At 57.4% G+C, this 23,215-nt stretch carries 21 protein-coding genes; 8 read left to right on the top strand and 13 right to left on the bottom strand.

Translation table 11 applies throughout. The annotated features are described in order from the left end of the window. Nucleotides 1–7 precede the first annotated feature (7 nt). A complete protein-coding gene (locus tag RBB76_RS19055; RefSeq protein ID WP_429629276.1) occupies nucleotides 8–592 on the bottom strand; it encodes a PEP-CTERM sorting domain-containing protein in 585 nt (194 codons plus the stop codon). Nucleotides 593–942: 350 nt separating this feature from the next. On the opposite strand from RBB76_RS19055, the gene RBB76_RS19050 reads away from it, so the two are divergent. Next, the gene (locus RBB76_RS19050) at nucleotides 943–1,734 is read left to right on the top strand and encodes a 3-keto-disaccharide hydrolase (RefSeq protein WP_429629275.1); all 792 of its coding nucleotides are present in this window, start codon (nucleotides 943–945) and stop codon (nucleotides 1,732–1,734) included. Nucleotides 1,735–1,805: 71 nt separating this feature from the next. Here the strand turns inward: RBB76_RS19050 and RBB76_RS19045 are convergent, their stop codons facing one another. Beyond that, the gene (locus tag RBB76_RS19045; RefSeq protein ID WP_429629274.1) at nucleotides 1,806–2,801 is read right to left on the bottom strand and encodes an aldo/keto reductase; all 996 of its coding nucleotides are present in this window, start codon (nucleotides 2,799–2,801) and stop codon (nucleotides 1,806–1,808) included. Nucleotides 2,802–2,938: 137 nt separating this feature from the next. Here RBB76_RS19045 and RBB76_RS19040 point away from each other — a divergent pair, with 137 nt between their 5' ends. Together RBB76_RS19040 and gltX are read left to right on the top strand one after the other, a co-directional pair. Beyond that, nucleotides 2,939–3,823, top strand: a complete 885-nt coding sequence (locus RBB76_RS19040; RefSeq protein WP_429629273.1) for a LysR family transcriptional regulator — start codon at nucleotides 2,939–2,941, stop codon at nucleotides 3,821–3,823. Nucleotides 3,824–3,897: 74 nt separating this feature from the next. Beyond that, nucleotides 3,898–5,418, top strand: coding sequence for a glutamate--tRNA ligase (gene gltX, locus RBB76_RS19035; RefSeq protein ID WP_429629272.1), 1,521 nt, complete (start codon nucleotides 3,898–3,900; stop codon nucleotides 5,416–5,418). A gap of 21 nt (nucleotides 5,419–5,439) precedes the next feature. Here the strand turns inward: gltX and RBB76_RS19030 are convergent, their stop codons facing one another. Then, nucleotides 5,440–6,111 carry a DUF5808 domain-containing protein gene (locus tag RBB76_RS19030; protein WP_429629271.1) on the bottom strand — a complete coding sequence of 224 codons (672 nt, stop codon included), beginning with the start codon at nucleotides 6,109–6,111 and terminating at the stop codon, nucleotides 5,440–5,442. A gap of 138 nt (nucleotides 6,112–6,249) precedes the next feature. Then, the gene (locus RBB76_RS19025) at nucleotides 6,250–6,633 is read right to left on the bottom strand and encodes a GntR family transcriptional regulator (protein ID WP_429629270.1); all 384 of its coding nucleotides are present in this window, start codon (nucleotides 6,631–6,633) and stop codon (nucleotides 6,250–6,252) included. A gap of 334 nt (nucleotides 6,634–6,967) precedes the next feature. On the opposite strand from RBB76_RS19025, the gene RBB76_RS19020 reads away from it, so the two are divergent. Further along, nucleotides 6,968–8,368: a DUF418 domain-containing protein gene (locus tag RBB76_RS19020; RefSeq protein ID WP_429629269.1), complete on the top strand. Its 1,401-nt coding sequence runs from the start codon at nucleotides 6,968–6,970 to the stop codon at nucleotides 8,366–8,368. Between the two features lie 53 nt (nucleotides 8,369–8,421). Here the strand turns inward: RBB76_RS19020 and RBB76_RS19015 are convergent, their stop codons facing one another. The 3 genes from RBB76_RS19015 to RBB76_RS19005 all read right to left on the bottom strand — a co-directional run bounded on the left by RBB76_RS19015 (nucleotide 8,422) and on the right by RBB76_RS19005 (nucleotide 11,828). Continuing rightward, nucleotides 8,422–8,874, bottom strand: coding sequence for a DUF1569 domain-containing protein (locus RBB76_RS19015; RefSeq protein ID WP_429629268.1), 453 nt, complete (start codon nucleotides 8,872–8,874; stop codon nucleotides 8,422–8,424). A gap of 16 nt (nucleotides 8,875–8,890) precedes the next feature. Then, a complete protein-coding gene (locus RBB76_RS19010; protein ID WP_429629267.1) occupies nucleotides 8,891–10,285 on the bottom strand; it encodes a DUF3863 domain-containing protein in 1,395 nt (464 codons plus the stop codon). A gap of 277 nt (nucleotides 10,286–10,562) precedes the next feature. Then, a complete protein-coding gene (locus RBB76_RS19005) occupies nucleotides 10,563–11,828 on the bottom strand; it encodes a VWA domain-containing protein (RefSeq protein ID WP_429629266.1) in 1,266 nt (421 codons plus the stop codon). A gap of 10 nt (nucleotides 11,829–11,838) precedes the next feature. On the opposite strand from RBB76_RS19005, the gene RBB76_RS19000 reads away from it, so the two are divergent. After that, nucleotides 11,839–12,234: a DUF4440 domain-containing protein gene (locus RBB76_RS19000; RefSeq protein WP_429629265.1), complete on the top strand. Its 396-nt coding sequence runs from the start codon at nucleotides 11,839–11,841 to the stop codon at nucleotides 12,232–12,234. Between the two features lie 202 nt (nucleotides 12,235–12,436). Here the strand turns inward: RBB76_RS19000 and alaC are convergent, their stop codons facing one another. The 3 genes from alaC to RBB76_RS18985 all read right to left on the bottom strand — a co-directional run bounded on the left by alaC (nucleotide 12,437) and on the right by RBB76_RS18985 (nucleotide 14,866). Further along, nucleotides 12,437–13,618, bottom strand: a complete 1,182-nt coding sequence (gene alaC / locus RBB76_RS18995; protein ID WP_429629264.1) for an alanine transaminase — start codon at nucleotides 13,616–13,618, stop codon at nucleotides 12,437–12,439. Nucleotides 13,619–13,715: 97 nt separating this feature from the next. Then, complete coding sequence (locus tag RBB76_RS18990; protein ID WP_429629263.1) at nucleotides 13,716–14,204, bottom strand: protein-disulfide reductase DsbD N-terminal domain-containing protein; 489 nt, start codon at nucleotides 14,202–14,204, stop codon at nucleotides 13,716–13,718. 2 nt (nucleotides 14,205–14,206) lie between these two features. Then, entirely contained in the window at nucleotides 14,207–14,866 is a 660-nt protein-coding gene (locus RBB76_RS18985; protein WP_429629262.1) for a TlpA family protein disulfide reductase, read from the bottom strand. Nucleotides 14,867–15,057: 191 nt separating this feature from the next. On the opposite strand from RBB76_RS18985, the gene RBB76_RS18980 reads away from it, so the two are divergent. Continuing rightward, the gene (locus RBB76_RS18980) at nucleotides 15,058–16,059 is read left to right on the top strand and encodes a KpsF/GutQ family sugar-phosphate isomerase (RefSeq protein ID WP_429629261.1); all 1,002 of its coding nucleotides are present in this window, start codon (nucleotides 15,058–15,060) and stop codon (nucleotides 16,057–16,059) included. 19 nt (nucleotides 16,060–16,078) lie between these two features. Here RBB76_RS18980 and RBB76_RS18975 read toward each other — a convergent pair whose 3' ends face one another. Continuing rightward, complete coding sequence (locus tag RBB76_RS18975; RefSeq protein WP_429629260.1) at nucleotides 16,079–16,513, bottom strand: hypothetical protein; 435 nt, start codon at nucleotides 16,511–16,513, stop codon at nucleotides 16,079–16,081. Nucleotides 16,514–16,623: 110 nt separating this feature from the next. Continuing rightward, the gene (locus RBB76_RS18970; RefSeq protein WP_429629259.1) at nucleotides 16,624–17,361 is read right to left on the bottom strand and encodes a Crp/Fnr family transcriptional regulator; all 738 of its coding nucleotides are present in this window, start codon (nucleotides 17,359–17,361) and stop codon (nucleotides 16,624–16,626) included. Nucleotides 17,362–17,669: 308 nt separating this feature from the next. Here RBB76_RS18970 and RBB76_RS18965 point away from each other — a divergent pair, with 308 nt between their 5' ends. Together RBB76_RS18965 and RBB76_RS18960 are read left to right on the top strand one after the other, a co-directional pair. Then, complete coding sequence (locus RBB76_RS18965) at nucleotides 17,670–19,469, top strand: proline--tRNA ligase (protein WP_429629258.1); 1,800 nt, start codon at nucleotides 17,670–17,672, stop codon at nucleotides 19,467–19,469. Nucleotides 19,470–19,489: 20 nt separating this feature from the next. Next, nucleotides 19,490–22,093: a transglycosylase domain-containing protein gene (locus tag RBB76_RS18960; RefSeq protein ID WP_429629257.1), complete on the top strand. Its 2,604-nt coding sequence runs from the start codon at nucleotides 19,490–19,492 to the stop codon at nucleotides 22,091–22,093. A 149-nt stretch (nucleotides 22,094–22,242) separates the two neighbouring features. On the opposite strand, the gene RBB76_RS18955 is transcribed toward RBB76_RS18960, so the two are convergent. Next, nucleotides 22,243–23,154 (bottom strand): Fpg/Nei family DNA glycosylase, encoded by a 912-nt coding sequence (locus tag RBB76_RS18955; RefSeq protein WP_429629256.1) that lies wholly within the window; start codon nucleotides 23,152–23,154, stop codon nucleotides 22,243–22,245. Nucleotides 23,155–23,215 lie beyond the last annotated feature (61 nt).

The raw sequence follows: 23,215 nt of genomic DNA, 5'->3' as shown, positions 1-23,215 counted from the left end.
GGCAGGACTAGATAGCGAACCGTCGTCTCACCGCCCCACACAAACCTACAAGCCCGGTTCCGAGCAAAACCAGCGTGCTCGGCTCAGGCACCGCGGGGGCTGGGGGTGTTACCACCACCTGAGACGGTACGAGCGCTTCTTCGAGTGAGAAAAAGGTATTCCCTCCGCCGGCAGCAAGCGGCGTAACGAAATCCACCGTCCCAGCCGTCGCAGAGAGATTGATCCCCGAGAAGAAAGTGTCCGGACCACCATAACCGCTTGTATCTTTTGAGTTGCCGGTAACACCAAAGGTGTCGATGCCATCGCCATCGAAACCGAAGATGTCCGTGGAGGAACTGAGACTAATCGAACTTAGAGCGCTGGTTGAGTTATTGATGATTCCGATGAGCGTGTCATCAGAGCCATCGTAGGTTCCACCGGCAAGCGTAAAGCTCGGCCCTGTCGCTACCGTGGTTCCGCTGTTCGTAACGGTGATGACGAGATCGCAACCGGCAGTTGCGTCACCGACTGCAGGGCAGAGGGACGCTGCGTGAAGCGCGCAAGGGACAAAAAGCCCAATCGCGGTCGCAGCGGCGATGTGCAAAATCTTCATATAGTTGGTTCTCCTAGGTTGCGATTTTTTTAAGGCGGGGCCGACGTGCAAGAAACCGAAGGGGGCCGAAAAAGAACTCACGTGCAAAGGGAAATTAGTCGTGCGCTAACCCTTGGAGCACAAACACTTATGCACGTCATTTGCCAAACCCGTTCACTCGAAACAAAAGAGATAGCACGCATACGCACTCTGCGAAGTTGCAAGACCTTGCAGACAATCGAGGACATTGTCATTTAAAAAGCATGCACCTCAAACGTCCCTGCACCGCAATTGCCGTCGATGCTCCCACAGCGAATCCCACCCAACGATGACCATGATTGAGCCACATAAGGTATACCCTCATTAAAATCATGCGCCATTCCCATTTGAACCTCTCAGCCCTCGTAATCCTGACTTCCCTCGCCACCACCCTCCCCGCGCAACAGCCAGCGGCTCCAAAGCACCAAGACACAGAAGTGTATGAGCCCGTCCCACCGATCGTCACACCCGGCGCCACCGACTCCGCGCCTCCATCCGACGCAATCGTCCTCTTCGACGGCAAAAATCTCGACCAATGGGTCTCCACCAAAGACAAGTCCCCAGCCCAATGGACCGTCGCCGACGGCATCCTCACCGTCAGCAAAGCGCCAGGCTCCGGCAACATCGAAACCAAGCGCAACTTCAAGAACTACCAGCTCCACATCGAGTGGCGTATCCCCGAGAACATTACCGGCACCGATCAGGCACGCGGCAACAGCGGCGTCTTCCTCGCCTCCACCGGCACCGGCGACGCCGGCTACGAGCTTCAGATCCTCGACTCCTACAACAACAAAACCTACGTCAACGGTCAGGCCGGCAGCATCTACAAGCAGGCCATCCCACTCGCAAATCCCGCCCGCAAACCCGGCGAGTGGCAGAGCTACAACGTAATCTGGACCGCTCCAACCTTCAACGACGATGGCTCCGTCAAGACACCCGCCTACGCCACCGTCTTCTTCAACGGCGTTCTCGTCCAAAATCACTTCGAGCTAAAAGGCGAAACCCGCTACGTCGGCCAGCCCTTCTACAAAAAATACGACACAGCACCCATCAAACTGCAGGCCCACGGCGACAAGAGCGAACCCATCAGCTTCCGCAACATTTGGGTCCGCGAACTCAAGTAGCAGTCAGCATAAAATCCAACTCCCACGATCAAGGGTGGCGTGCCCAACAACGCCACCTCTATCGCCAGGTTTTACCGGCCAACCATCTTCTGCAGCGCCTCGGGATACCGCTCCCCCTGCACCTCAATGCCGGAAAAAGCGCTCTGAATATCCTTCAAGTCCTGCGCAGACAACGCAACATTCGCTGCCCCAAGATTCTCTTCCAACCGATGCAGCTTGGTTGTCCCAGGAATCGGCACAATCCACGGCTTCTGCGCAAGTAACCAGGCCAGCGCAATCTGTGCCCGTGTCGCAAGCTTGTTATCTGCAATCCGGCCTAGTGTCTCAACCACCTGCTGGTTCGCCTTACGCGCTTCAGCATTGAAACGCGGAAGGCTGTTCCGGATATCATTGCCCGGAAACGTCGTCGTCTCATCGATCGCCCCAGTAAGAAATCCCCTACCCAACGGGCTGAACGGCACAAATCCAATCCCCAGCTCCTCCAGCGTAGGCAGGACCTCCTTCTCAGGCTCTCTCCACCAGAGCGAATACTCGCTCTGCAAAGCCGTAACAGGTTGAACCGCATGCGCGCGTCGAATCGTCTTCGCACTCGCCTCGGACATACCGAAGTGCTTCACCTTGCCTTCGCTGATAAGCTCCTTCACCGCACCAGCAACTTCTTCGATCGGAACTTCCAGATCAACCCGATGTTGATAGAACAGATCAAGTGCATCCACCTTCAAGCGCTTCAGCGAAGCCTCAGCCACTTCCTTGATGTGCTCCGGTCGGCTATCGAGCGCATTCCACTTATCGCCATCCGCTGGATTCGCCCTGAAGCCAAACTTCGTCGCAATCTTCACCTCACCACGAAACGGCGCCAATGCCTCACCAACCAGTTCCTCGTTCACCAGAGGCCCATACACCTCCGCAGTATCAAAAAAGGTGACGCCCCCTTCAACCGCAGCGCGAATCACCTTAATCGCTTCCTGCTTCTCGGTCGCCGGCCCCAGCCCAGAGCTCAAGCCCATGCAGCCAAAACCCAACGCCGATACCTCGAGTCCACTCTTCCCCAAAATCCTCTTTTGCATTGTCTCGTCTCCTAAAAACCCAAGCCAGCGCTACGTGCGTCCGCACCATCGCGCGACTGAGTTCAAGTCTAGGCCTGATTCGTTCATGAGACTAGATAGATTCCATCGGAAGAATTTATGAGTAAAATTCATAAATCATGAAGAACGACCTCAACGACCTGGCTACCTTCGCCACCGTCGCCGAAGAGCGAAGTTTCACCCGCGCCGCCGCCCGACTCGGAATGTCTCAATCGGCCATAAGCCACTCCATGCGAGCCCTCGAAAAGAGACTAGGCCTTCAACTCCTCGCGCGAACTACCCGAAGCGTATCCCCCACCGCCACCGGCACTGCTCTTCTTCGAAACCTCAACCCCGCTCTGGAACGAATCGAACTCTCACTAGCCGAAGTGCGAAAGCAAAAAGAAAGTCCCGCAGGCCGCATTCGGCTCGTAATCCCTCGCACCGCGACCTACCTGGTGCTCCTCCCAAAACTAGCCCACTTCGCCCGCACCTACCCCGAAATAACTCTCGAAGTCACCTCATCAAACGATCCCGTCGACCTCGTGGCCCACCAATACGACGCAGGCATCCAGATCGGTGAATACATCCAGCGCGACATGATCGCCGTCCGCGTCACCAAAGACATGCGCCTCGCAGTTGTAGGCTCACCAGAGTACTTCAAATCCCACAAAATCCCCCGCACCCCTCGCGACCTCAAAGACCACGCCTGCATCGGTTTTCGTTTCAGCACCGGCATCTACCGCTGGGAGTTCGAAAAAGCTCGCAAAGCCCTCACCGTCAATCCGCAAGGCCCCGTAACCTTCGACGATCCAGACCACGTCATCCAGGCAGTCCTGAACGGAGTAGGAATTGGAACCGCCATGGAACAATCCATCGCCAAAATGATCTCCGATGGCCACCTCATCCAAGTCCTCAAAGACTGGTGCCCAACCTTCCCCGGCTATTTCCTCTACTACCCTAGCCGTCGCAACCAACCAGCCGCACTAGCCGCCCTCATCAACACCCTCAAACTCCCCCAATAAACATCGTGCCCGGCACTCACCACTCCGCGAACAAAAATCCAACACCCTTCTGCTAGCATTAACGCTTGGCCTTTATGACGAATAGCACTAGCACCACCGAAGCCCCCATCCGCGTCCGCATCGCTCCCTCCCCCACAGGCGACCCACACGTAGGCACCGCCTACATCGGCCTCATCAACTACCTCTACGCCCGCCAGCGCAACGGCAAATTCGTCCTCCGCATCGAGGACACCGACCGCGCCCGCTTCGTCGCCACCTCCGAGCAGGAGATCTTCAACTCCCTCCGCTGGCTTGGCCTCACCTGGGACGAGGGCCCCGACCTCGGCGGCCCCTATGGCCCCTATCGCCAATCAGAACGCACCGAAATCTACCGCGAGCACGTCGAACTCCTCCTCGCCAACGGCACCGCCTACCGCTCTTTCGAAACCCCCGAAGAATTGGAGGCTCTGAGACAGCGCCAGATCGCCGCCAAACTCCCCCCTCGCTACGACGGAGCCCACCGCGAACTCTCCCAGTCACAAATCGACGCCTACCTCGCCGAAGGCCGCGCCTACACCGTCCGCCTCAAAGTCCCCGCCGGCGACCCCGCCTTCACCGAGTTCCGCGACGAGCTCCGTGGCCCCATCCGCTTCGAGCACTCTAACGTCGACGACCAGGTCCTCATGAAGTCCGACGGCTTCCCCACCTACCACCTCGCCAACGTCGTCGACGACCACCTCATGCGCATCACCGACGTCATCCGCGCCGAAGAGTGGATCTCCTCCACCCCCAAACACGTCCTCCTCTACAAAGCCTTCGGCTGGCAGATCCCCCGCTTCTGGCACATGCCCCTTCTGCGCAATCTCGACAAATCGAAAATCTCCAAGCGCAAAAATCCCGTCTCCCTCATCTACTACCGCCAGGCCGGCTTCCTCCCCGAAGCCATGATCAACTTCCTCGGCCTCATGGGCGGCGGCATGCCCGCGCCCACCACCGAATCCACACCCACACAAGCCGCCACCAAGCAAAGCGAAACCGACATCTTCACCCTCCCCGACATGGTCACCCGCTTCGACGTCAAAAACATCCGCCTCGGCGGCCCCGTCTTCGACCTGACTAAACTCAAGTGGCTAAACGGCGAATACATCCGCGCCCTCACACCCGAGAAGTTCTACGCAGCCCTCCGCGAGACCATCCTCAGCGACGCCTACCTCCAACAGATCGCCCCACTAGTCCAAACCCGCATCGAAACCCTCGGCGAGTTCGGCAACCTCACCCACTTCCTCTTCGCCGACGACATCATGCCGCCAGCCGAAGTCTTCGTCCCCAAAAAGCGCACTCCCGAAGAAACCATCGCCTTCGCCGCCGAGCAGCTCACCGTCCTCGAAGCCACCGACTGGACCCACGAAGCCCTGGAGCCCGCCCTAAAAAAACTAGGCGAAGAAAAGCAGTGGTCCGTCAAAGAAAACTTCATGCTCCTCCGCGCGATCCTCACCGGAAGCACCATGTCCCCACCCCTCCTCGAAAGCATGGTAGTCTTCGGCAAATCCCGCACCCTCGACCGCGTCCGCCGCTTCCTCGAAACCCAAAAGAAACTAGCCAACACAAAAAAATAGAAGGTCAGTTATCACGTCCGGCTAAACGAAGAAAAGTATCGCAACCGGCATAAGAAGAATTAAGCCCAGAACCAGCCACGAGACCGGTCGCCCAAAATTCAAAGAGTAGCCGAACCCAAATCGTTTCGGAACCCACAGGGCACTATCCGTAGGGTTGTAATACACAATGCCGGCCTTCCAGAACCGCGGATCGGTGCTGTCTTGCGCCGCCGCAAGGGCCTTCGGCATCTGCAGCCAGCGAAAGGCAACAAAACCCAGCATCCCCACAATGAAGGCTGTTTCCGCGATTGCAACAAGCGGAATCAGCTTCGATGGATCGTGAGCGACCGGCAGGAGACTAGTCCCGCAGTACAAAATCGTAACCATCCATGCGCAGGCAAGCAGAACGCCTTTCGTCGCTCGAATCACGTTCGTGCGCCCATCGTGTCCAGGTGACGATCTCCCAACCGACTCCCCAATAAATCCAAAAACAAGCACCATGACGAAGTTGGCAAACAACAGACCGAAGATGCTTCCAATACTTCGCGCCGCCCATCCGTTCGGATCACCGGCCAAACCCCAATGAATCGGAACCCTAGACGGAATGGCCTGCCATCGCTCCGCCAGCAGCGAGGCAGTTCCGGCCATAGGTAAGAGAGTGGAGAGCAACCCAATCCGCCATCCATTCCCTGACTCCTCCGTTGTGCTCTTCAAGCTGGCAAGACGCACCACCTGATGTGGTTCCCGATCGAGAGCCAACGATCGACGTCTTTGCACCAGGAAAACCAGAATCACAAGAACCATGCAAAGCGAAAAAACGATCCACCCCAACAAGCCAGTCAGATACATATCTCACCTCTGAAGAGTAGTCATCACATCCCATTCAATTGTTTTGTCGGCAATGCCCTTAAGACGCATCTCCGCGACGAGGTTGCGAAGCCGCTGACGCAAACCTTCCGCTTCAACAGTCTTCAACGCCGGAACAGATCGGGCCGCACGAACCACAGCACGTTTTCCATGGTTCAACTCAATCCACCCCTCTTCGGCAAGCTCTCGATAAGCCTCCGCAGCCGTATTGAAGTGAATCCCTAATTGCGTTGCAAGGCTACGCACCGAAGGAAGCGAATCGCCGGAAGAAAGCGCCCCTTGATCGATATGGAGTCGGATCTGATCAACAATCTGACGGTAGGTCGGAACTACCGAATCCGGATCGAGTTGAACAGAAGCTTCGGACACGACCAAACTGTACAGCAAAAACATACAGTTCGCAAGCCACAAAACAAAGCTCTTGGACCTCTCCTAAACCCCGAACTGCCGCAGAGGATGGTCCAGATGCTTATGCTTCCAAGCCGACCACCACTCCGGAGTAGCTGAGCAAAGAGACTATACGGGTGATCAGTACATCCACCCGCCCGACAAAAGGAACCCCCACCGCGCACCTCGGGAATAAAACACAAGCGCGATTGTTGTACAGACACGAGTGTTCGTCGCGCTGTTCACACCATGCCTGATGCTGGTTTGAAACGACAAGCATACTCGCACAAGATCGCGCTTGAACGAGGGCTGTACATTGACATTGATTGCGACACCTGCCTCCACACAAGACTCCTATCTCCCTGTCGGCACGGAAGAAGAGCTTGCTGGACCTCCCCACGCCGTAGCCCCCGTTAAACGGGCAGAACGCATCTCCAGCATTGACACGTTGCGCGGATTCGCTCTGCTCGGCATCCTTATCCTCAACATCGACGACTTTGGTGGACCGCTGTTTCTTCACGACATCCCTCCAAACCCTGCATTCACAGGCCCTCACGCGCACCTCAACCTCATCGTCCTGTTCATCAAATGGATGTTCTTTGAGGGAAAGATGCGCTTCTTGTTCTCCATGCTCTTCGGTGCAGGCGTCGTTCTGTTGACGGATCGCGCCGAACGCCGTGGAGCAGCCGATAAGGTGGCGGACATCTATCTTCGCCGTAACATGTGGCTGGTTGTTCTCGGACTGCTTCACGGCACCTTTATTTGGGATGGAGATATTCTCCTCCAGTACGGTTCGGCCGCGCTTCTTTTCCTCTATCCCTGTCGAAAGCTAAAGTCCAAAACGCTTTTCACTGCCGGCTCTTTGCTCCTCCTCGTCTTCTGGACCTACGGAGTGCTCCAATTCACAGGTTTGGCGCAGGCACTCCGGTTGAGCAGCAAAGCTGCCAACGTCGTTACCGCCCAAAATGCAGGACATCCACTTACGCCGGAGCAGAAAAAGGTAGAGCAGCAATGGAATGAGATGGTAAAAAAACACGAAGTAAGCAAGCAGAAAATTGACGAAGAGATCGCCGATGCGCACGTCGGTTATCTCAATCACCTGATCGATCAAGGCTTCAACTACGAGAAGAGTTTTGCTTCGCGAAGTCCGTTTTTCACTATCCCTGAAAGTGTGGGAGCCATGTTGATTGGCATGGGACTCTACAAAACCGGCTTTCTTCTCGCCGAACTCTCGTACGGCACCTATCTCTGGACAGCCCTGCTTGGCTTTCTCGTCTCGATACCCGTTTACGTCATAGGAATCTGGAAGGCATACGAAAGCGGATTCTTCTTCCTGACGATCTACAAATGGGTCTATCTCCCGTATCCGCTAACGGAATTGGCTGGTGGACTCGCAGTCACGGCTACGCTCCTTATCGTCATCAAGACCCGCACCTTCCATCGACTGTTACGCCCGATAGCGGCCGTAGGGCAGACCGCCCTCACCAACTATCTCCTGACCTCTGTTCTGTGCCAGTTCGTCTTTCTCTGGGGACCGTGGAAGCTCTTCGGAAAACTCGATTACTACCAGGTCAACTATGTGCTACTTAGTGTCTGGGTCATCAATCTAACCCTTAGCACCCTGTGGCTCCGGGCCTTCGAGTTTGGCCCGGTAGAGTGGCTTTGGCGCTCCGCCACCTACTGGAAGCTCCAGCCCATGTTGAAAAAGGCCACGTAGTCACACCACAAGTCATTGGACATCCCATCCTCCAGACTCCAAATCCCGCACGCCTAAACCCCAAACTGCCGCAGATGATGATCCAAATGCTTATACATCCAAGCCGACCACTCATCCGGCGTAAGCCGCCCGAAAAAACTATGCGGATGGTCAGTACATCCCCCCGGCCCACTCGCAACAAAGCGATCGACCAGCCCACAAAGCCGCTCTCGCCCCTGTGCAAGGTCCGTCTCCTCCATCACCACCAGCCCCGGCACTGTCGGCGAATTCCTACGCATCGGCTCGCCGTCGCGAAACGCTATCGGCTTTATCACCGGCCCAAGAATCCTCCCGATCAGCACCCGCGACGGACGCCGATCCCCTAACGCCAACTCCATGCCCCTCGCACAATGCTCCATCGCCTGCGCCGAAGTCATCTTGCCCCAGTGCCGAGCACTATCAGTGCTCAGCAGAGCCATCCGCTCCTTCACTTCTTCCACCGTCGCTGCTTCAAAGAGATTCTTCATCGCAAAAGCGCTCCTGCTACAGCCGACTCCCAGTCTTCACGAAAACTTCAGACGCCAACCCCGGATACCGCGCATAAATTCGCCGCTGATCATCAGCACTCAACTGCGCCAACCGCACCGGCTTATCCTGCGGCCGCGTCCCCTTCTGATTCAGCACATTCATCAAACTCCACTCCCGCTGCAGCGTCTGCGGTTCATGCGCCGGCAGATCATACCGAGTAAAGTCGATCACCATCGGCGGCCCGCCCGTCTCCCACTTACTCAACAACGCCAGCCGAAACTCCCGATTCATAAACCACCGAATCTCCAAATCCTTCTCCGAACCAGGCGCACCTGTCCCCTTCTCATCGAACCGATAGTTAAGCAGCTCGTTATTCGGCGTATGCTTCCTCCACTCCAGTCCAAACGCACCCTCCGTCATCGCCTGCATATCCGGCCATCTGGTCTTCACCGCCTCCAGCCACCACGCAAGATCCTCATCGTGGCCGATCGACACCTCCCAGATCGCCGTCACCCAGCCGAATCCATTCAAAGCATGGCCCTGATCAAAATGGATCGCGGTAGTATCCATCATCTCCTTCCGCCCCGCCACCTTGCCCAGATTCCCCACCGCCTCAATCGGCCCCACGCCCAACCGGCTATTGAACCCACCCTGAAAACCCTCGCGGCGAGCCGTCAGAAAATCGCAGGTCCACCCATCGAGACAGACACAATCAATAAAATCCGCTGCTCCCTGCGCAGGCTTCAGATAATGCTCACGGCTCGGATAATACGGATAGCAGATGCCACCGTCACCATCGCCATTATCAATCCCATGCTGACTCCATATCTGCCCCTGGCACACATGAATGCCCTCCTCCGTTGCGAGAAAGTTTTGGTTCTCCGCATCCATAAAGCCCGCCACCAAACACTGCGGCCGATATCGATTGCCAACCATCTCGGAGATCAGCTGTAGCGCCTTGTGAATCGTCTTCCGGTTATCTTCGCGAGTGTTATACATCGGCGCAAAGTACCCGCCCGGAATAAACGTAATCTCATCGCCATACCGCTCGTGATACGACACCAGCAGCCGCCTCGCCTCCTTGTACTCCTCACGTGTATCAATCAGAGCCAGCCAGCTGATCGCCCACGTCATCCTTCCATCCGGACACCCGCGCTCAAAAGCCTCCCGCCGCGACTTGATACGCTCGGGCCGATTATCTGCAGCCTCATCCTCCCCGATCGAACGCGTAGGAGTCACCTCAATCTGGTTCACCCGCACAATCGAAACATGCGTCAGGAATCGTCCCTGTAGACCCGACTTACCCGCACCGTACGCCAGAGCACTCAAGCCTTGGTTCGCCATCGCAACCGAGGCCGCCGAAGCTGTAGCCCTGCCCAAAAACTCTCGCCTGCTCCACCAACGATCCATCGCTACCCTTTCGTGTCAATCTAAGAACCTCAAGATCTCCGTCTCCACTTGTGCCCGCGTCCTTGCTGTCCTACGTCTTTGCTGTCGTTTGTTTTAAATCTTGCCGCTGCCTGTTTACGTCTTTGCCCTGTTCTAGGCCGTCATCCTGAACGCAGTAAACGATCCCCGTATCTCGTCGTTGCCTGTTTTACGTCGTGGCCTGTTTACTCCGTTGCTTGTTTCAGAAGCCTTGTCCCCACCAGCGAAAGGACACAGCTTAGCCTGAGAGGACATTCCCCTACTTTCCCGGCCCAGACGAATCCGCCCAATAACTTCCCCTCGCGGTAATCGCCATACCCGAATAATCCGGCAGCTTCAGGCTCAGCGCATGCAGTCCGGCATGCGGCGACTGCGGCTGAAAGCTCAAAATATATCGATTTGGAATGTCATTCGAGATCGCCGCAAGATCGCGCTCAAGATGCTTCGGATCAGACATGTTGAAGTATTCGCCGCCGGTCAAATGAGCCACCGTCTCAGGTACATTCTGCTTCAATCCATCCGTCGCTACAATCGCCGCCATCTTCGCCAACGCCAACGGAGGGGCAAGCTGCGTCATGCAGTCATAGAACTGCACCGCCTTGTTGTGCGAAGCATCTGGATCGGGGTTCGGATCCTTCGCCATGCATCCGCCGGGAGGATTAGGGTGATGATTCTCCAGCGATAACAAGTTCCCATGCGGCTTTCCCGGCTGCGTCGGAAGCTCCCTCGCCGCATAGTGCGCCGCCTCAGACTTCCCTGTCGAAAAGCCGATGCTATAGATCGTCGTATTCGTATCGCTGACCGCCCGCAGCGCCTCTTCCAGCGTCATATGGCTCCCCCGGTCGAGCGTCTCGCTAATCAGCAGAATGGCCCGGCGATATCCCACCGGCTGCTTACGAAGCAGATCGACGGAGAACCCCAAACTATCAAGAATCGCAGCCCCGTTATCTCCCAACCCAACATCATGAATCGCCAAAAGCGACGCACAATGCTCCAAGTGGTGTTGCCGCGTGCAATCTGGCCGCAAACTCTCGATCGCATCCGCAGCAACATCGATCTTGGTCGTGAAATCTTGGAGCAGCGTCGGCTGACTGTCAAACGTAACAACGGCAACCCGATGCGGCACATTCCCAACAATCGACCCCAGCATCGGCCCCAATCCGGGAGCCAGAGAATCGTACTTGTTGAACACGCGAGCACCAGCACCGCCAGTCTCAATCACAACAACAAGAGCAAGCGGCTCGCCACCCGTGTCTTCTTCGAGCCTAAGCTTCTGCGGTACTCCGTCATCGGTCAGCTGAAAGTCGCCAGCCGTGAGCGTAAAAACCAGCTTTCCGTCCTTGCTGCGAACAAGTGCGGGAACCTGCACCAGCGTCGAGTAGGTATTCAACGCTGCTTCTTCCGGCACATCAGAAGCAGCAGACTGTGCGGTCCCAACCCGCAGCCACCCGAACAAAACGAAGCACGCCGCCGACGAAGACAGCAGACATCGCCAGAGGCCACCCCGCTGTGTATTACTCTGCATGCTGAACAGTATGAATACAGCCGACCAACTCAGGCAACTCGAAGAACGTCTCCTCGACCCAGCCGTGAGACGAAATACGCCACTCGTATCCCAACTCATCGCCGAAGACTTCATCGAGTTCGGCGCCTCCGGCCGTATCTTCGACAAAGCCTCCATCCTCGAAGACCTGAAGAGCGAAACACCCCGACCAGCCTCCCTGCTGACAGACTTCGCCATTCGGGAGCTATCCCCCACCATCATCCTGGCAACCTACCGCGCCACCAGATTCAACGCCAACGGAGAACCCATCCTCCACTCACGCCGCAGCTCCATCTGGACGCACGTCAACGGCCAATGGCAGATAACCTTCCATCAGGGCACCCCCATCCCACCCCCACAGAACCCGACCGACCCCACCCAAAAATAAATCTCAAAATGTTGGCGTGTTTTTCGCCGAAGAAAAACAGCAGTTCAAAACTCCACAGTAGCCACGCATTCCACCACGTTTACACCACCCAAAAACCGCGTTCACGCACCACACTTTTCCAAAACACCCCTCAAAAACACCAGCAAAACAGCAAAAAGCCCCGGCTCTCACCAGGGCAAATATTTTTTGCAAAACTCAATTTTCAACCAGCCTTAAACATCTGCTTAATCCCCCGCAGCGCCTGCCGCGTCCGTTCCTCATTCTCGATCAGCGAAAACCGCACATGCCCATCCCCATGCTCGCCAAAACCCACGCCAGGACTCACCGCAACCTTAGCCTCCAGCAGCAGCTTCTTCGAAAACTCAACAGATCCAAGCCCTTTGTACTGCTCCGGAATCTTCGCCCACGCAAACATCGTAGCCTTCGGCAACTCCACCGGCCACCCCAGCTTATTCAGCCGCGGCACCAAAACATCCCGTCGTTCCTTATAAATATCGCGAATCTCCGCCACACACTCCTGCGGCCCATCCAGTGCGCAGATCGCCGCCACCTGAATCGGCGTAAAAGTACCATAGTCAAAATAACTCTTGATACGCCCCAAAGCCGCGACCAGCTTGGTGTTTCCCACCATAAACCCCACTCGCCACCCCGGCATATTGTAACTTTTTGAGAGCGTAAAGAACTCGACCGCAATATCCTTGGCCCCGGGAACTTCAAGTATGCTCGGCGCCCGATACCCATCAAACACAATATCCGCGTAAGCAAGATCGTGAACGATGTAGATCCCCAACTCCTTGCACAACGCCACAAGTCGCTCAAAAAACGAAAGCTCCACACACTGCGCCGTAGGGTTCGAAGGAAAGTTCAAAATCAGCAACTTCGGCCGCGGCGACATACGCGGTAGATCATGCTCCAACTCCTCTAACAACGCCTCCGCAGTCCCGCCCCGCATCGGAATACTCTGCACCTTCGATCCCGCAATCACAGGCCCAAAAATATGAATCGGGTAGCTGGGATTCGGCACCGCGACAGTATCCTCATCATCCAGCACCGCCAAACAAAGGTGCGCGATCCCTTCCTTCGAGCCAATCGTAACAATCGCCTCAGTCTCAGGATCGAGATCCACGTCATAGCGCCGCTTGTACCAGTTGCAAATCGCTCGACGAAGCCGAGGCACCCCACGCGACAACGAATAGCGATGCGTAGCCGTGCGCTGCGCCGCTTCAATCAGCTTGTCGACAATGTGTTTCGGAGTTGCACCATCGGGATTACCCATCCCGAAATCAATGATGTCCTCACCGCGTTTACGTGCCGCAGCTTTCAGCTCACTTGTGATGTTGAATACATACGCCGGCAGCCGTGTCAGCCTTCGAAATTCTTCCATTCCCGTCCGCCCGCTCCTGTCTATCCTGTTTCTCCATGATGCCACCACTCCATGAGAAAAACAGGCCGACGTACCGAGCCTACCAACAGAAACTTGTCTACTTCGCCGTAAATATCACCTGAACCGGCAGACTCTTCGGCGGATAGCACGCCGCATGATCGCACGCCTGATAACGCAGCGTTCCATCCACCGTATGAGCCCCAGCCTCCGCCACCACCGGCAGCTTCACAGTAAACGAACCCGTATAAACATCGAGCTTCTCGGTCGGATCAAAGCTGAAACTATAAGAAGTACCGGCGGGATACTCAACAGCCTCAGACTTCACCCCCGCCGCCGGCTGCAGCTCAATCCGCGTCGGAATCAAAAGCTCCGACTTGGGTGTGTGAGAGTTCACATGATAGCCCTCCAACACACGAAAATGCAGCTCCAACACGCTTCGCTTCCCTGCCGCGACGTTCTGCGGCTCCGCCCCATAGACAACATACGACTTAGGCTTCACCGCAGGAGCATCCAGAGTACCGACCTGCTGCGCCACCAACGCAACCGGCAACGCGATCAGTAAGCCCGCAAACAGACTCCTCGACAACCTCACTGCCCACCCGCCGCCGGCGTCGCTCCCGAAGCAACAATCTTCTTGATGTGCGCCTCGATCTCATCCTTGCTGCCAAGACCTGCCGTCTCCTCGACGATCACGCCGTTCTTATCGACATAAAACGACATAGGCAGATAGTCCATCCCATCCGGTCCGCCATACGCCTTCTGAATCTTTCCATCAGTGAGCAAAATCGGATAGGTCACGCCGGTCTTCTGTGCAACCTTTGCAATCGCATCCTTGCCCGCGTCAACGTCATCTGCAAGCCCAAGAATCTCAAAACCCTGCGCGGCATACTGTTTGCGGAACTCTTCAAACCAAGGCATCTCCACTTTGCACGGCCCACACCAAGTCGCCCAGAAGTTCACCAGAACCGGCCTGCCTTTGTAATCGCTCAGCGAAACCTTCCTACCGTCCAATGTCGCAAGCGTAAACCCAGGGGCCACCTTCCCACGCATCTGCATCGCCTCTGCTTCAGGCGACTGCGAATCCGGCTGTGCCGCCGCTGCCCCTGCCTTCTCCGGCGCTAGAACCACATGGTTCTCCTGCGCCTGCTGCATCGCAAGCCGCCGCTCGCGCAGATTGTGCCATCCAGCCCACAACAGCAGCGCAATCCCGACAACCATCACTCCAAAAACCAATCCACTCCGCTTCACGTCAGAAATCCTTTCGGCACGAACTTATGCCACACTAACCCTCTCAGTTTAGACGCAAAGCCCTTCTAAATGATGCAATGACTGCATTCTCCACGAGTTGAGCTACCGTCATCGGCAACAATTCCTCCTAAACGCGTCATCCCGGTCTGCGCGCGCCGGACCTCTGCTAGCATCGACATGGTTCGGCCACTATGTCCAGCAAACCCTCTATTCCAGTCGCCTCATCACGTCCGTCGGACTTCGTCCGCATCGAGGCCGCCGCCCTGAACGAACTTGCCCTCCGCCTCGACACCACCATGCTCGTCCCATTCACCCAGGCGACGAACCATCTCCTTCAAGCCGCAACCGCTCAAAATCGCATCATCCTCACAGGCATCGGCAAGAGCGGCATCATCGCCCGCAAAATCGCCGCCACCCTGCGCTCCACAGGCACGCCAGCCCACTTTCTTCACGCGGCCGAAGCCATCCACGGTGATCTCGGCATGCTCGTCCCCAAAGGCATCGTCATCGCCTTTTCCTACAGTGGCGAAACAGAAGAACTCCTGCGCCTGATTCCAACCCTCAAGCGCCTCGAAGCCACACTGATCACCATCTCCGGCTGCAGCACATCCACCCTGGCTCAATCGAGCGACATCTTCCTCGACGCCAGCGTCTCCTCCGAAGCCTGCACCCTCAACCTCGCACCCACCGCCTCCACCACCGTCATGCTCGCCCTGGGCGACGCTCTCGCCCTCGAAGTAAGCCGCCTCCGCGGCTGGAAGGCAGAAGACTTTGCCGATCTGCACCCAGGCGGCCGGATCGGCAGGCGTCTCGCCCGCGTTCGCGAGCTGATGCACACTGGTGACGCCCTTCCTCAGGTGGCCCCCGCCACGCCCATGCCGCAGGTCATCTACGAGATGTCCCGCAAAAAACTCGGCATGACCACGGTTCTAAGAGACGGCCTTCTCGCCGGCATGATCTCCGATGGGGATCTCCGCCGCATGCTCGAACGCGATGGCTCCCACGCTCTAGAGCACACCGCCGCCGAAATCATGAACTCCCATCCTCAAACGATCGAAGGCAACGCCCTCGCCTCCTCAGCGCTGGCCCTCATGGAAGACAAGAAGATAACCTCACTCATCGTCGTCGCCGCCGGCGGTCACGTAGAGGGCGTCGTTCATCTACACGATCTCTGGACGCTGCAACTCAGCTAACGAGTCGCACAGAAACAGCTCACATCCGATTGTCTCCGCTCAAATCGAACTCCCCTGTCGACGCCCCATTACTCGTCACGGCCTGCGTAGCATGCAGCGGTGTGCCATCCAGTAACTCATTCGCTAGGACGATCAGACGCTCAGGATTCGACGAACAAATCGCATCGAACTTTGCATTCTGAACCGGGAGATCAGATCCCAACCCCGACACAACCATCAGTATCTTCGTCGCCTGACAACACGCACGAATCTCGTCCGCGATGGACTCAGCATCATCATCATCATCGGATAACAACGAATGACAGAGCACCAGGAGATCCGGCCTCTCGCTCTTTACCATTTCGACTGTCTGCGAACCTATGCAGGAAATGACATCCGCGCCGGTCTTCGCCAGCACAGCAGCCCGTGTGCCCAACAAATGAATGTCCTGTCCTGCCACAAGAATCTTCGGCACAGTGGTCTCCCAGACTGATCTTTTCGAAAGATTTGAACAGATCAAAAAGTCTGTTGAATATATGCAATCGTCGCGTGAGCCTATCAGAGAAAAAAGACTTTTTCAGTCTCCTAATCGACATAACTCAATTCGTCAGCATTTTTTTTGGTCAGAATTCGATCGTATGAAGAAGTAACAATGCTGTAGCACTCACACGCTTTTCTTATCAGCGCCGGACGATCCAAAATATTGATCTTTCCACGGCTGTACCCGATGACTCCAGCCCTCTGGAGATCCCCCGCCGCAACCGTCACCGTCGACCGCTGCACTCCCAGCATCTGCGCCAGAAACTCCTGTGTCAGGTTCAGCGAATCCGACTCCATCCGGTCTGCTGAACTCAACAACCATCGCGCCAGCCTCGCATCAACCTCATGCATCCGGTTGCAAAGCACCGACTGTGTCGTTTGCACCATCTGGAGATACGCGAACGAATGCACCAGCCGCTGGAATACCCCACCCTTCAAAAACTGATCCCTCACAATAGAGGACCGGATGCGCAGCCCCTCGCCCACTCCCTGCATCAACACCGAGTGCGACATCTGAGGTTGATCCAGAAGCGCCGGCAGCCCCGAAAACCCCTCACGTCCGATCACCCCGACCTCCACCGATTCGCCCTTCTCAGTCAGCGCATCCGTCGAGATCAGCCCGCTATTCAAAAAATAAACAAACTCAATCGGCTCGTTCGGCTCGGAGAGTCGCGTCTCGAGCGGAAGCTCCACGGGCACAAGGAATCTCGCCAACGCCTCATACTCGGCATCCGGCAACTGGGCCAGTATGAGATTCCTTGGTCGCGGCACTAGCTCTTGCATAGTTTCGTTGTTCCGCACCGCTGTCGTCCTTTGCACAAGAGTCACCCTCTAGCTGCAAAGACGAGTTGCCCACATGGTTTCAGGAGGCGGGTAGATGCGCTTGATTGGACTCTACGCTTTACCAAAGTAGAAAGTCTGTCGCATGAACGACATAGCAAGTCGCAATCTTAACCTAACCCCATTGCATGCCCCATCAGCGACAACAAACCTCGTCGCAAAATAAATACCCTTCACCGGTTTAGAATGAGAACTCATCCTCAAATGCCCACGCAGACCAACCGCGATGGGCCGGAAAGCACCTTTCTACAATGCATCGCTGGTCACAACTTTTTATCCCCACCCTCCGCGAAGCACCCGCAGACGCCGAAGTCGCCAGCCACAAGCTCCTCCTCCGAGCCGGCTATATCCGCCAACTCGGCGCCGGCATCTACAGCTATCTCTTCCTCGGCAACCGATCCATCAATAAAATCGTCGCCATCGTCCGCGAGGAGATGAACCGCATCGGCCAGGAGTTCCTCCTTCCCACCCTCCATCCCCGCGAACTATGGGAGGAATCGGGCCGCTGGGCCGTCATGGGCGAAAACATGTTTCGCCTCAAGGACCGCAAAGGCGCCGACCTCTGCCTCGGCATGACCCACGAAGAGGTCATGACCTCCATCGCCCGCAACGAACTGCGCAGCTATAAGCAGCTCCCCCAGATCTGGTACCAGATCCAGACCAAATTCCGCGACGAGCCCCGACCCAAATCCGGCCTCCTTCGCGTCCGCCAGTTCATCATGAAGGACTCCTACTCCTTCGACATCGACGACGCCGGCCTCGACGTCTCCTACAACAAGCACGACGTAGCCTACCGCCGCATCTTCACCCGCTGCGGCCTCCAGTTCGTCTCGGTCGACGCCGACTCCGGCGCCATGGGCGGCTCCGCCTCCCAGGAGTTCATGGTCTACACCGAAGCAGGCGAAGACCTCATCGCCAGCAGCCCCTCCGGCTACGCCGCCAACATCGAAAAGGCCACCGCTCAGCTTGCCCGCGTCGAAAGCCTCACCCCCACCGGCGACGGACTCCCCGAGCTCGTTCACACTCCCGGCCACCGCACCATCGACGAAGTCGGCGCCTTCCTCAACGTGGCTCCCGTCCACCAAATTAAAACCATGGCCTACATGGTCGAACTCCCTGAAGCCGACCACGCCAAACTCGGCAAGCTCCGCCCGGTAGTTGTCTTCCTGCGCGGCGATCACTCCATCAACGAGGCAAAGCTTCTCGCCATCGCCGGCGGCGAACTTCGCCCCATGGTCGCCGAAGAGATCGAGGCCACCTTCAAAGCCCCTGCCGGGTACCTCGGGCCCATCGGCCTGGAAGCGGCCCCTCATCCAAAGAAGCCCGGCACTCTCATCGTCCTCGACAAAGCTCTCGAAGGCCGCACCAACCTCATCGCCGGAGCCAACAAGGAGGAGTACCACCTCCGCAACGTCACGCCCACCCGCGACTTCAAGCCAACCCTCGTCGCCGACGTTCGCAACATCGTCGAAGGCGAACTCGACCCCATCGGCGGCCAACCCATGCGTCTTGGCAAAGCCGTTGAAGTCGGTCACATCTTCAAGCTCGGCCGCAAATACACCCAGTCCATGGGCTCCTCCGTCCTCAACCGTGACGGCAAAGAGGTCACCCCCATCATGGGCTGCTACGGCATCGGTATCGAGCGCATCCTCACTGCCGCCATCGAACTCTCCGCGGCTGCCAACCAGGGCTCCGCCTATGTGCTGCACCCTGCCATTGCGCCCTTTCAGGTCGTTGTCACCATCACCAACGTCGGCGACAAGGCCCTCCTCGCCGCCGGGGAAAAAATCGCCGCGGACCTAGAAGCCGCAGGCGTAGACGTCCTCCTCGACGACCGCGACGAGCGCGCCGGCGTCAAGTTCAAAGACGCAGATCTCGTCGGAATCCCCTATCGAATCAATATTGGTCGCGGAGTCGCCGAGGGCAAGGTAGAATTTCTCGATCGCCTCCGAAGCATCACCGAAGAAGTCGCCATCAATGAAGTTGTCACAAGGGTATCGGGCCAGATAACGACCACATTGAACAACTCGCTCCCCGCAGCTGGCCTCTAAACGTCCAACGAAAGAGTCTCTTGCCAGTCAAACTCAAATACGGCAGCAACGCGCGCACCGGAACCAAATCTCCCGCACTGGAGTCGCGCCTCCTACGCATCGCCCTCGTGGCGTTGCTCGCCATCCTGATCGTCGGCTGCTCTGTCTTCACCTACTTTTACTACCACTACCAACATGTGGTCGACGACCGCATCCGCTCCGGCCCCTTCTTCGCCAGCGTCTCGCAGATCTACGCCGCGCCCCGCGAGGTCCGTGCAGGACAGAAGCTCTCCGCCGCCACAATCGCCGCAGACCTTCGCCAGGCAGGCTATAACACGAACTCCCAACTCGGCACCTATCAGCTCAACGCCGACAACATCTTCATCAAACCCGGCCCCGAGAGCTACCACAACACCGACGGCGCCACCATCAACACCACCGACGGTGTCGTTCAAAGCATCACCGCCGAAAACGGAGTCTCCCTCAGCGCCTACGAGCTCGAACCCCAGCTCATCACGGCCCTATCCGAAGACAACAACCGCACTAAACGCCGCCTCGTCTCCTACAACGAGATCCCCCCGCGCATGGTCCAGGCCGTCACCGCCATTGAAGACCGCGACTTCTTCAATCACGGCGGCATCAACTACATGCGCATCGCCAAGTGCGCTTTCTCCGACCTCGTCACTCACCATCGCACCTGCGGCGGCTCCACCCTCACCCAGCAGCTGGCAAAGAATCTCTTCCTCTCGCCTGAAAAACGCATCAAGCGCAAGATGATCGAGATCCTCATCACCTTCCAGCTCGAAGCCCGCTTCAACAAGAAGCAGATCTTCGAGATGTACGCGAATGAGATCAACCTCGGCCAGCGCGGCAGCTACGCCATCAACGGCTTCGGCGAAGCCGCTCAAACCTTCTTCGGCAAGCCGCTCCAGCAGCTTGACCTCGCCGAGTGCGCCCTCCTCGCCGGGACCATCCAATCCCCCACCCGCCTCAACCCCTACCGCCATCCAGAACGCGCGATGGCACGCCGCAACGTAGTCCTCGACTCCATGGTCGAAACCGGGGCCATCACTGCCAGCGAGGCCGAACGCGCCAAAGCAGAACCCCTCCGCCTCGCTCCTCCCAACATCGACGCCAGCGAAGCGCCGTACTTCGTAGACCTCGTCCACGACCAGCTCGTCAAACGCATCGGCGACCAGGACCTCGCTCACCAGAGTCTTCGCATCTATACCTCGCTCGACCCCGAACTTCAACGCGCGGCCTCCGAAGCCGTCGAAATCGGAATGAAGAAGGTCGACGAGTTAGTGCTCAAGCAACACAGCACGCCAAAGGGCGAAGAGCCCGGCCCCATAACTTATCCTCAGGTCTCGCTCATTGCTCTGAACCCGCATACCGGGCAGATACTCGCGCTCGTCGGAGGACGCAACTACGGTCTCTCCCAGCTCAATCACGCCGTCTCCCAGCGCCCCACCGGCTCCATCTTCAAACCTTTCGTCTACGCCGCGGCCTATAACAGCTCCCTCAATGGCCTCTCCCTCAGCAACGAGAACGGTGGCAGCGGAGTCTTCACGGCTCTCACTCAGCTCAACGATGAAGAAACCACCTTCACCTACGACAATGGCCGCCAGACTTACACGCCAAAGAACAAGATCAGCGGCTATAAAGGCGACGTTACAGCTGCGTACGCTCTCGCTCACTCACTCAACGCGGCCACGGTTGAACTAGCCCAAATGGTCGGCTTCGACAATGTTGCCGCACTCGCCCGCTCTGCCGGAATTACGAACGCGCGCGGCACTCCATCCGTCGCCATCGGAACCTACAATGCCACACCGATCGACATGGCTGGCGCCTACACCGTCTTCGCCAACAACGGCGTCCACCTCACTCCCTGGATGCTTGCATCTGTCCGCAACGCCAGTGGCGATGTCGTCTCCGATTACTCTCCCGAGGCCAAGCAGGTCATGGATCCTCGAGCGGCCTACCTCACCCAATCTTTGCTCGAAGGTGTCATGAACTATGGTACCGCCGCGGCAGCGCGCGGGCATGGTTTCACCGCGCCGGCAGCCGGTAAAACCGGCACCAGCCACGACGCATGGTTCGCCGGATACACGTCAAACCTCATCTGCATCGTCTGGGTCGGCAACGACGACTACACCGACATAAAAATGGAAGGCGCCCACGCCGCAGAGCCCATCTGGACTGAGTTCATGAAGCGCGCCATCCTGCTTCCGCAGTACTCCGACGTCAAAGCCTTCATGCCACCCGCTGGCATCACCACCGCGCGCATCGACAAAACCTCAAACCTCCTCGCCGACGCCAGCTGCCCCGGCAACATCCTCTACGCCGCCTTTCTCGACGGCACCGCACCCACCAACACCTGCAGTCAGATGAGTGAAAGCCCGCAGAACTTCATCCAGAAGATCCTCGGCCTCGGCGGCAAATCCGCTCCTGACACCACAACACCCAACACCCCCGCTCCCATCGTTCGCGTCAATCCCAACACGCCCCCAGACGGCAACGCCCCTGACACCAATCAAAACCCCGCAGCCCCCAAGAAGAAAAACTTCTTCCAGAAGATCTTCGGCGGCGGCAAAGACAAAGACAAACAACAACCGCAGCCGCAGCCAACTCCGCCCCCCCAATAAAACGCAAGCCACCATCTTCGGCGTCACAAGAAACCGGGTGCCCCATATCTCGATTTTGAGATGTGGGCATTCGCGCATAAGCGCGAACCACCTTCATTCAACGTGACCATAGTCTCTAGGCTGCGAAAAACATCGTCGCAATCGCGACTCTAGCACCCAATCTTCCCACGCCGCACAACCCTCGCCCGTCCCACCGGAGCAGCTGTCTCCCCCATTCCCACCCAAGGCTGGCACTCCGGACACCAGTAAGTCGACCGCGCCTGCACCCCCTGCTTCCTCATCATCACCGCCGTCCCACATCGCCGACACTCCTGCCCCTGCCTCCCATACACCCAAAGCCTTTCCTCGCGATTCGAAGAGTGCGTCGTCCGCCGATTGCCCGAGTAAGTCACAATCCCATCGCCCGCCCCATCCACTACATTCGCTTTCATGTATCTCTGCGCCACCTCCACCATCACCTCCATCTCTCGCGGCGAGATCGTCCGCATCGCACGAAACGGGTTCACCCCCGCCGCAAACGCCACCTCGCTCTTATAAACATTCCCCAAACCCGCCATCACCCGCTGATTCAGCAGCACCACCGCAATCTCCGCATTAGGATTCTCTCTCCCATACGCGCCCAACCGAGTTACACCCGCCTCCACCGTAAATTCGTCCCCCAACACATCCGGCCCTAGCTTAGGCACCTGGCTCGGCCGCTCCAGCGATCTCGCCGTATAAAACTCCGCCACCGGAATATTGAAACCCACCGCCTCCCACTCCGCCGTCCGAACCACCACCCGCATCCGATCCCGACCCATCCACCACTTCTCCCCCGTGCGATACAGATGCCAACTCCCGCTCATCAACATATGCGTCACCAGAATCAAATCGCCCGAGAAAAAAATCAGACACCACTTCCCCCGTGACTCCACCTTCTCAATCGTCCGCCCCACCAGCGGCGCATCATCATTCACCCGCGCCAACTTCGCCAAGCCAGTGTCGAACCCCGTCACCACCTTACCGCCAATCGCCTTCTGCAGCGCCCGCGCCGCCCGATAGATTGTGTCCCCTTCAGGCATCCTCGTCTCCGTTTGAACCCACTACTTCTCTCAGATGCACCAAACCTGCCCCAGAAAATTC

It is taken from the genome of Tunturiibacter psychrotolerans, assembly GCF_051013365.1.
Classification (GTDB): Bacteria; Acidobacteriota; Terriglobia; order Terriglobales; family Acidobacteriaceae; genus Edaphobacter; species Edaphobacter psychrotolerans_A.
The sequence above is the reverse complement of the archived record's forward strand: the minus strand, read 5'-3'. Positions and strand labels throughout refer to the sequence as shown.

Excerpts from the sequence above, each read along its gene's own strand:
- RBB76_RS19050 (WP_429629275.1), top strand. The coding sequence starts at position 943 with ATGCGCCATTCCCATTTGAACCTCTCAGCCCTCGTAATCCTGACTTCC.
- RBB76_RS18980 (WP_429629261.1), top strand. The coding sequence starts at position 15,058 with ATGTCCAGCAAACCCTCTATTCCAGTCGCCTCATCACGTCCGTCGGAC.
- gltX (WP_429629272.1), top strand. The coding sequence starts at position 3,898 with ATGACGAATAGCACTAGCACCACCGAAGCCCCCATCCGCGTCCGCATC.
- alaC (WP_429629264.1), bottom strand. The coding sequence starts at position 13,618 with ATGGAAGAATTTCGAAGGCTGACACGGCTGCCGGCGTATGTATTCAAC.
- RBB76_RS19005 (WP_429629266.1), bottom strand. The coding sequence starts at position 11,828 with ATGCAGAGTAATACACAGCGGGGTGGCCTCTGGCGATGTCTGCTGTCT.
- RBB76_RS19045 (WP_429629274.1), bottom strand. The coding sequence starts at position 2,801 with ATGCAAAAGAGGATTTTGGGGAAGAGTGGACTCGAGGTATCGGCGTTG.
- RBB76_RS19055 (WP_429629276.1), bottom strand. The coding sequence starts at position 592 with ATGAAGATTTTGCACATCGCCGCTGCGACCGCGATTGGGCTTTTTGTC.
- RBB76_RS19040 (WP_429629273.1), top strand. The coding sequence starts at position 2,939 with ATGAAGAACGACCTCAACGACCTGGCTACCTTCGCCACCGTCGCCGAA.
- RBB76_RS18965 (WP_429629258.1), top strand. The coding sequence starts at position 17,670 with ATGCATCGCTGGTCACAACTTTTTATCCCCACCCTCCGCGAAGCACCC.
- RBB76_RS19000 (WP_429629265.1), top strand. The coding sequence starts at position 11,839 with ATGAATACAGCCGACCAACTCAGGCAACTCGAAGAACGTCTCCTCGAC.
- RBB76_RS18970 (WP_429629259.1), bottom strand. The coding sequence starts at position 17,361 with ATGCAAGAGCTAGTGCCGCGACCAAGGAATCTCATACTGGCCCAGTTG.
- RBB76_RS19010 (WP_429629267.1), bottom strand. The coding sequence starts at position 10,285 with ATGGATCGTTGGTGGAGCAGGCGAGAGTTTTTGGGCAGGGCTACAGCT.
- RBB76_RS18955 (WP_429629256.1), bottom strand. The coding sequence starts at position 23,154 with ATGCCTGAAGGGGACACAATCTATCGGGCGGCGCGGGCGCTGCAGAAG.
- RBB76_RS19015 (WP_429629268.1), bottom strand. The coding sequence starts at position 8,874 with ATGAAGAATCTCTTTGAAGCAGCGACGGTGGAAGAAGTGAAGGAGCGG.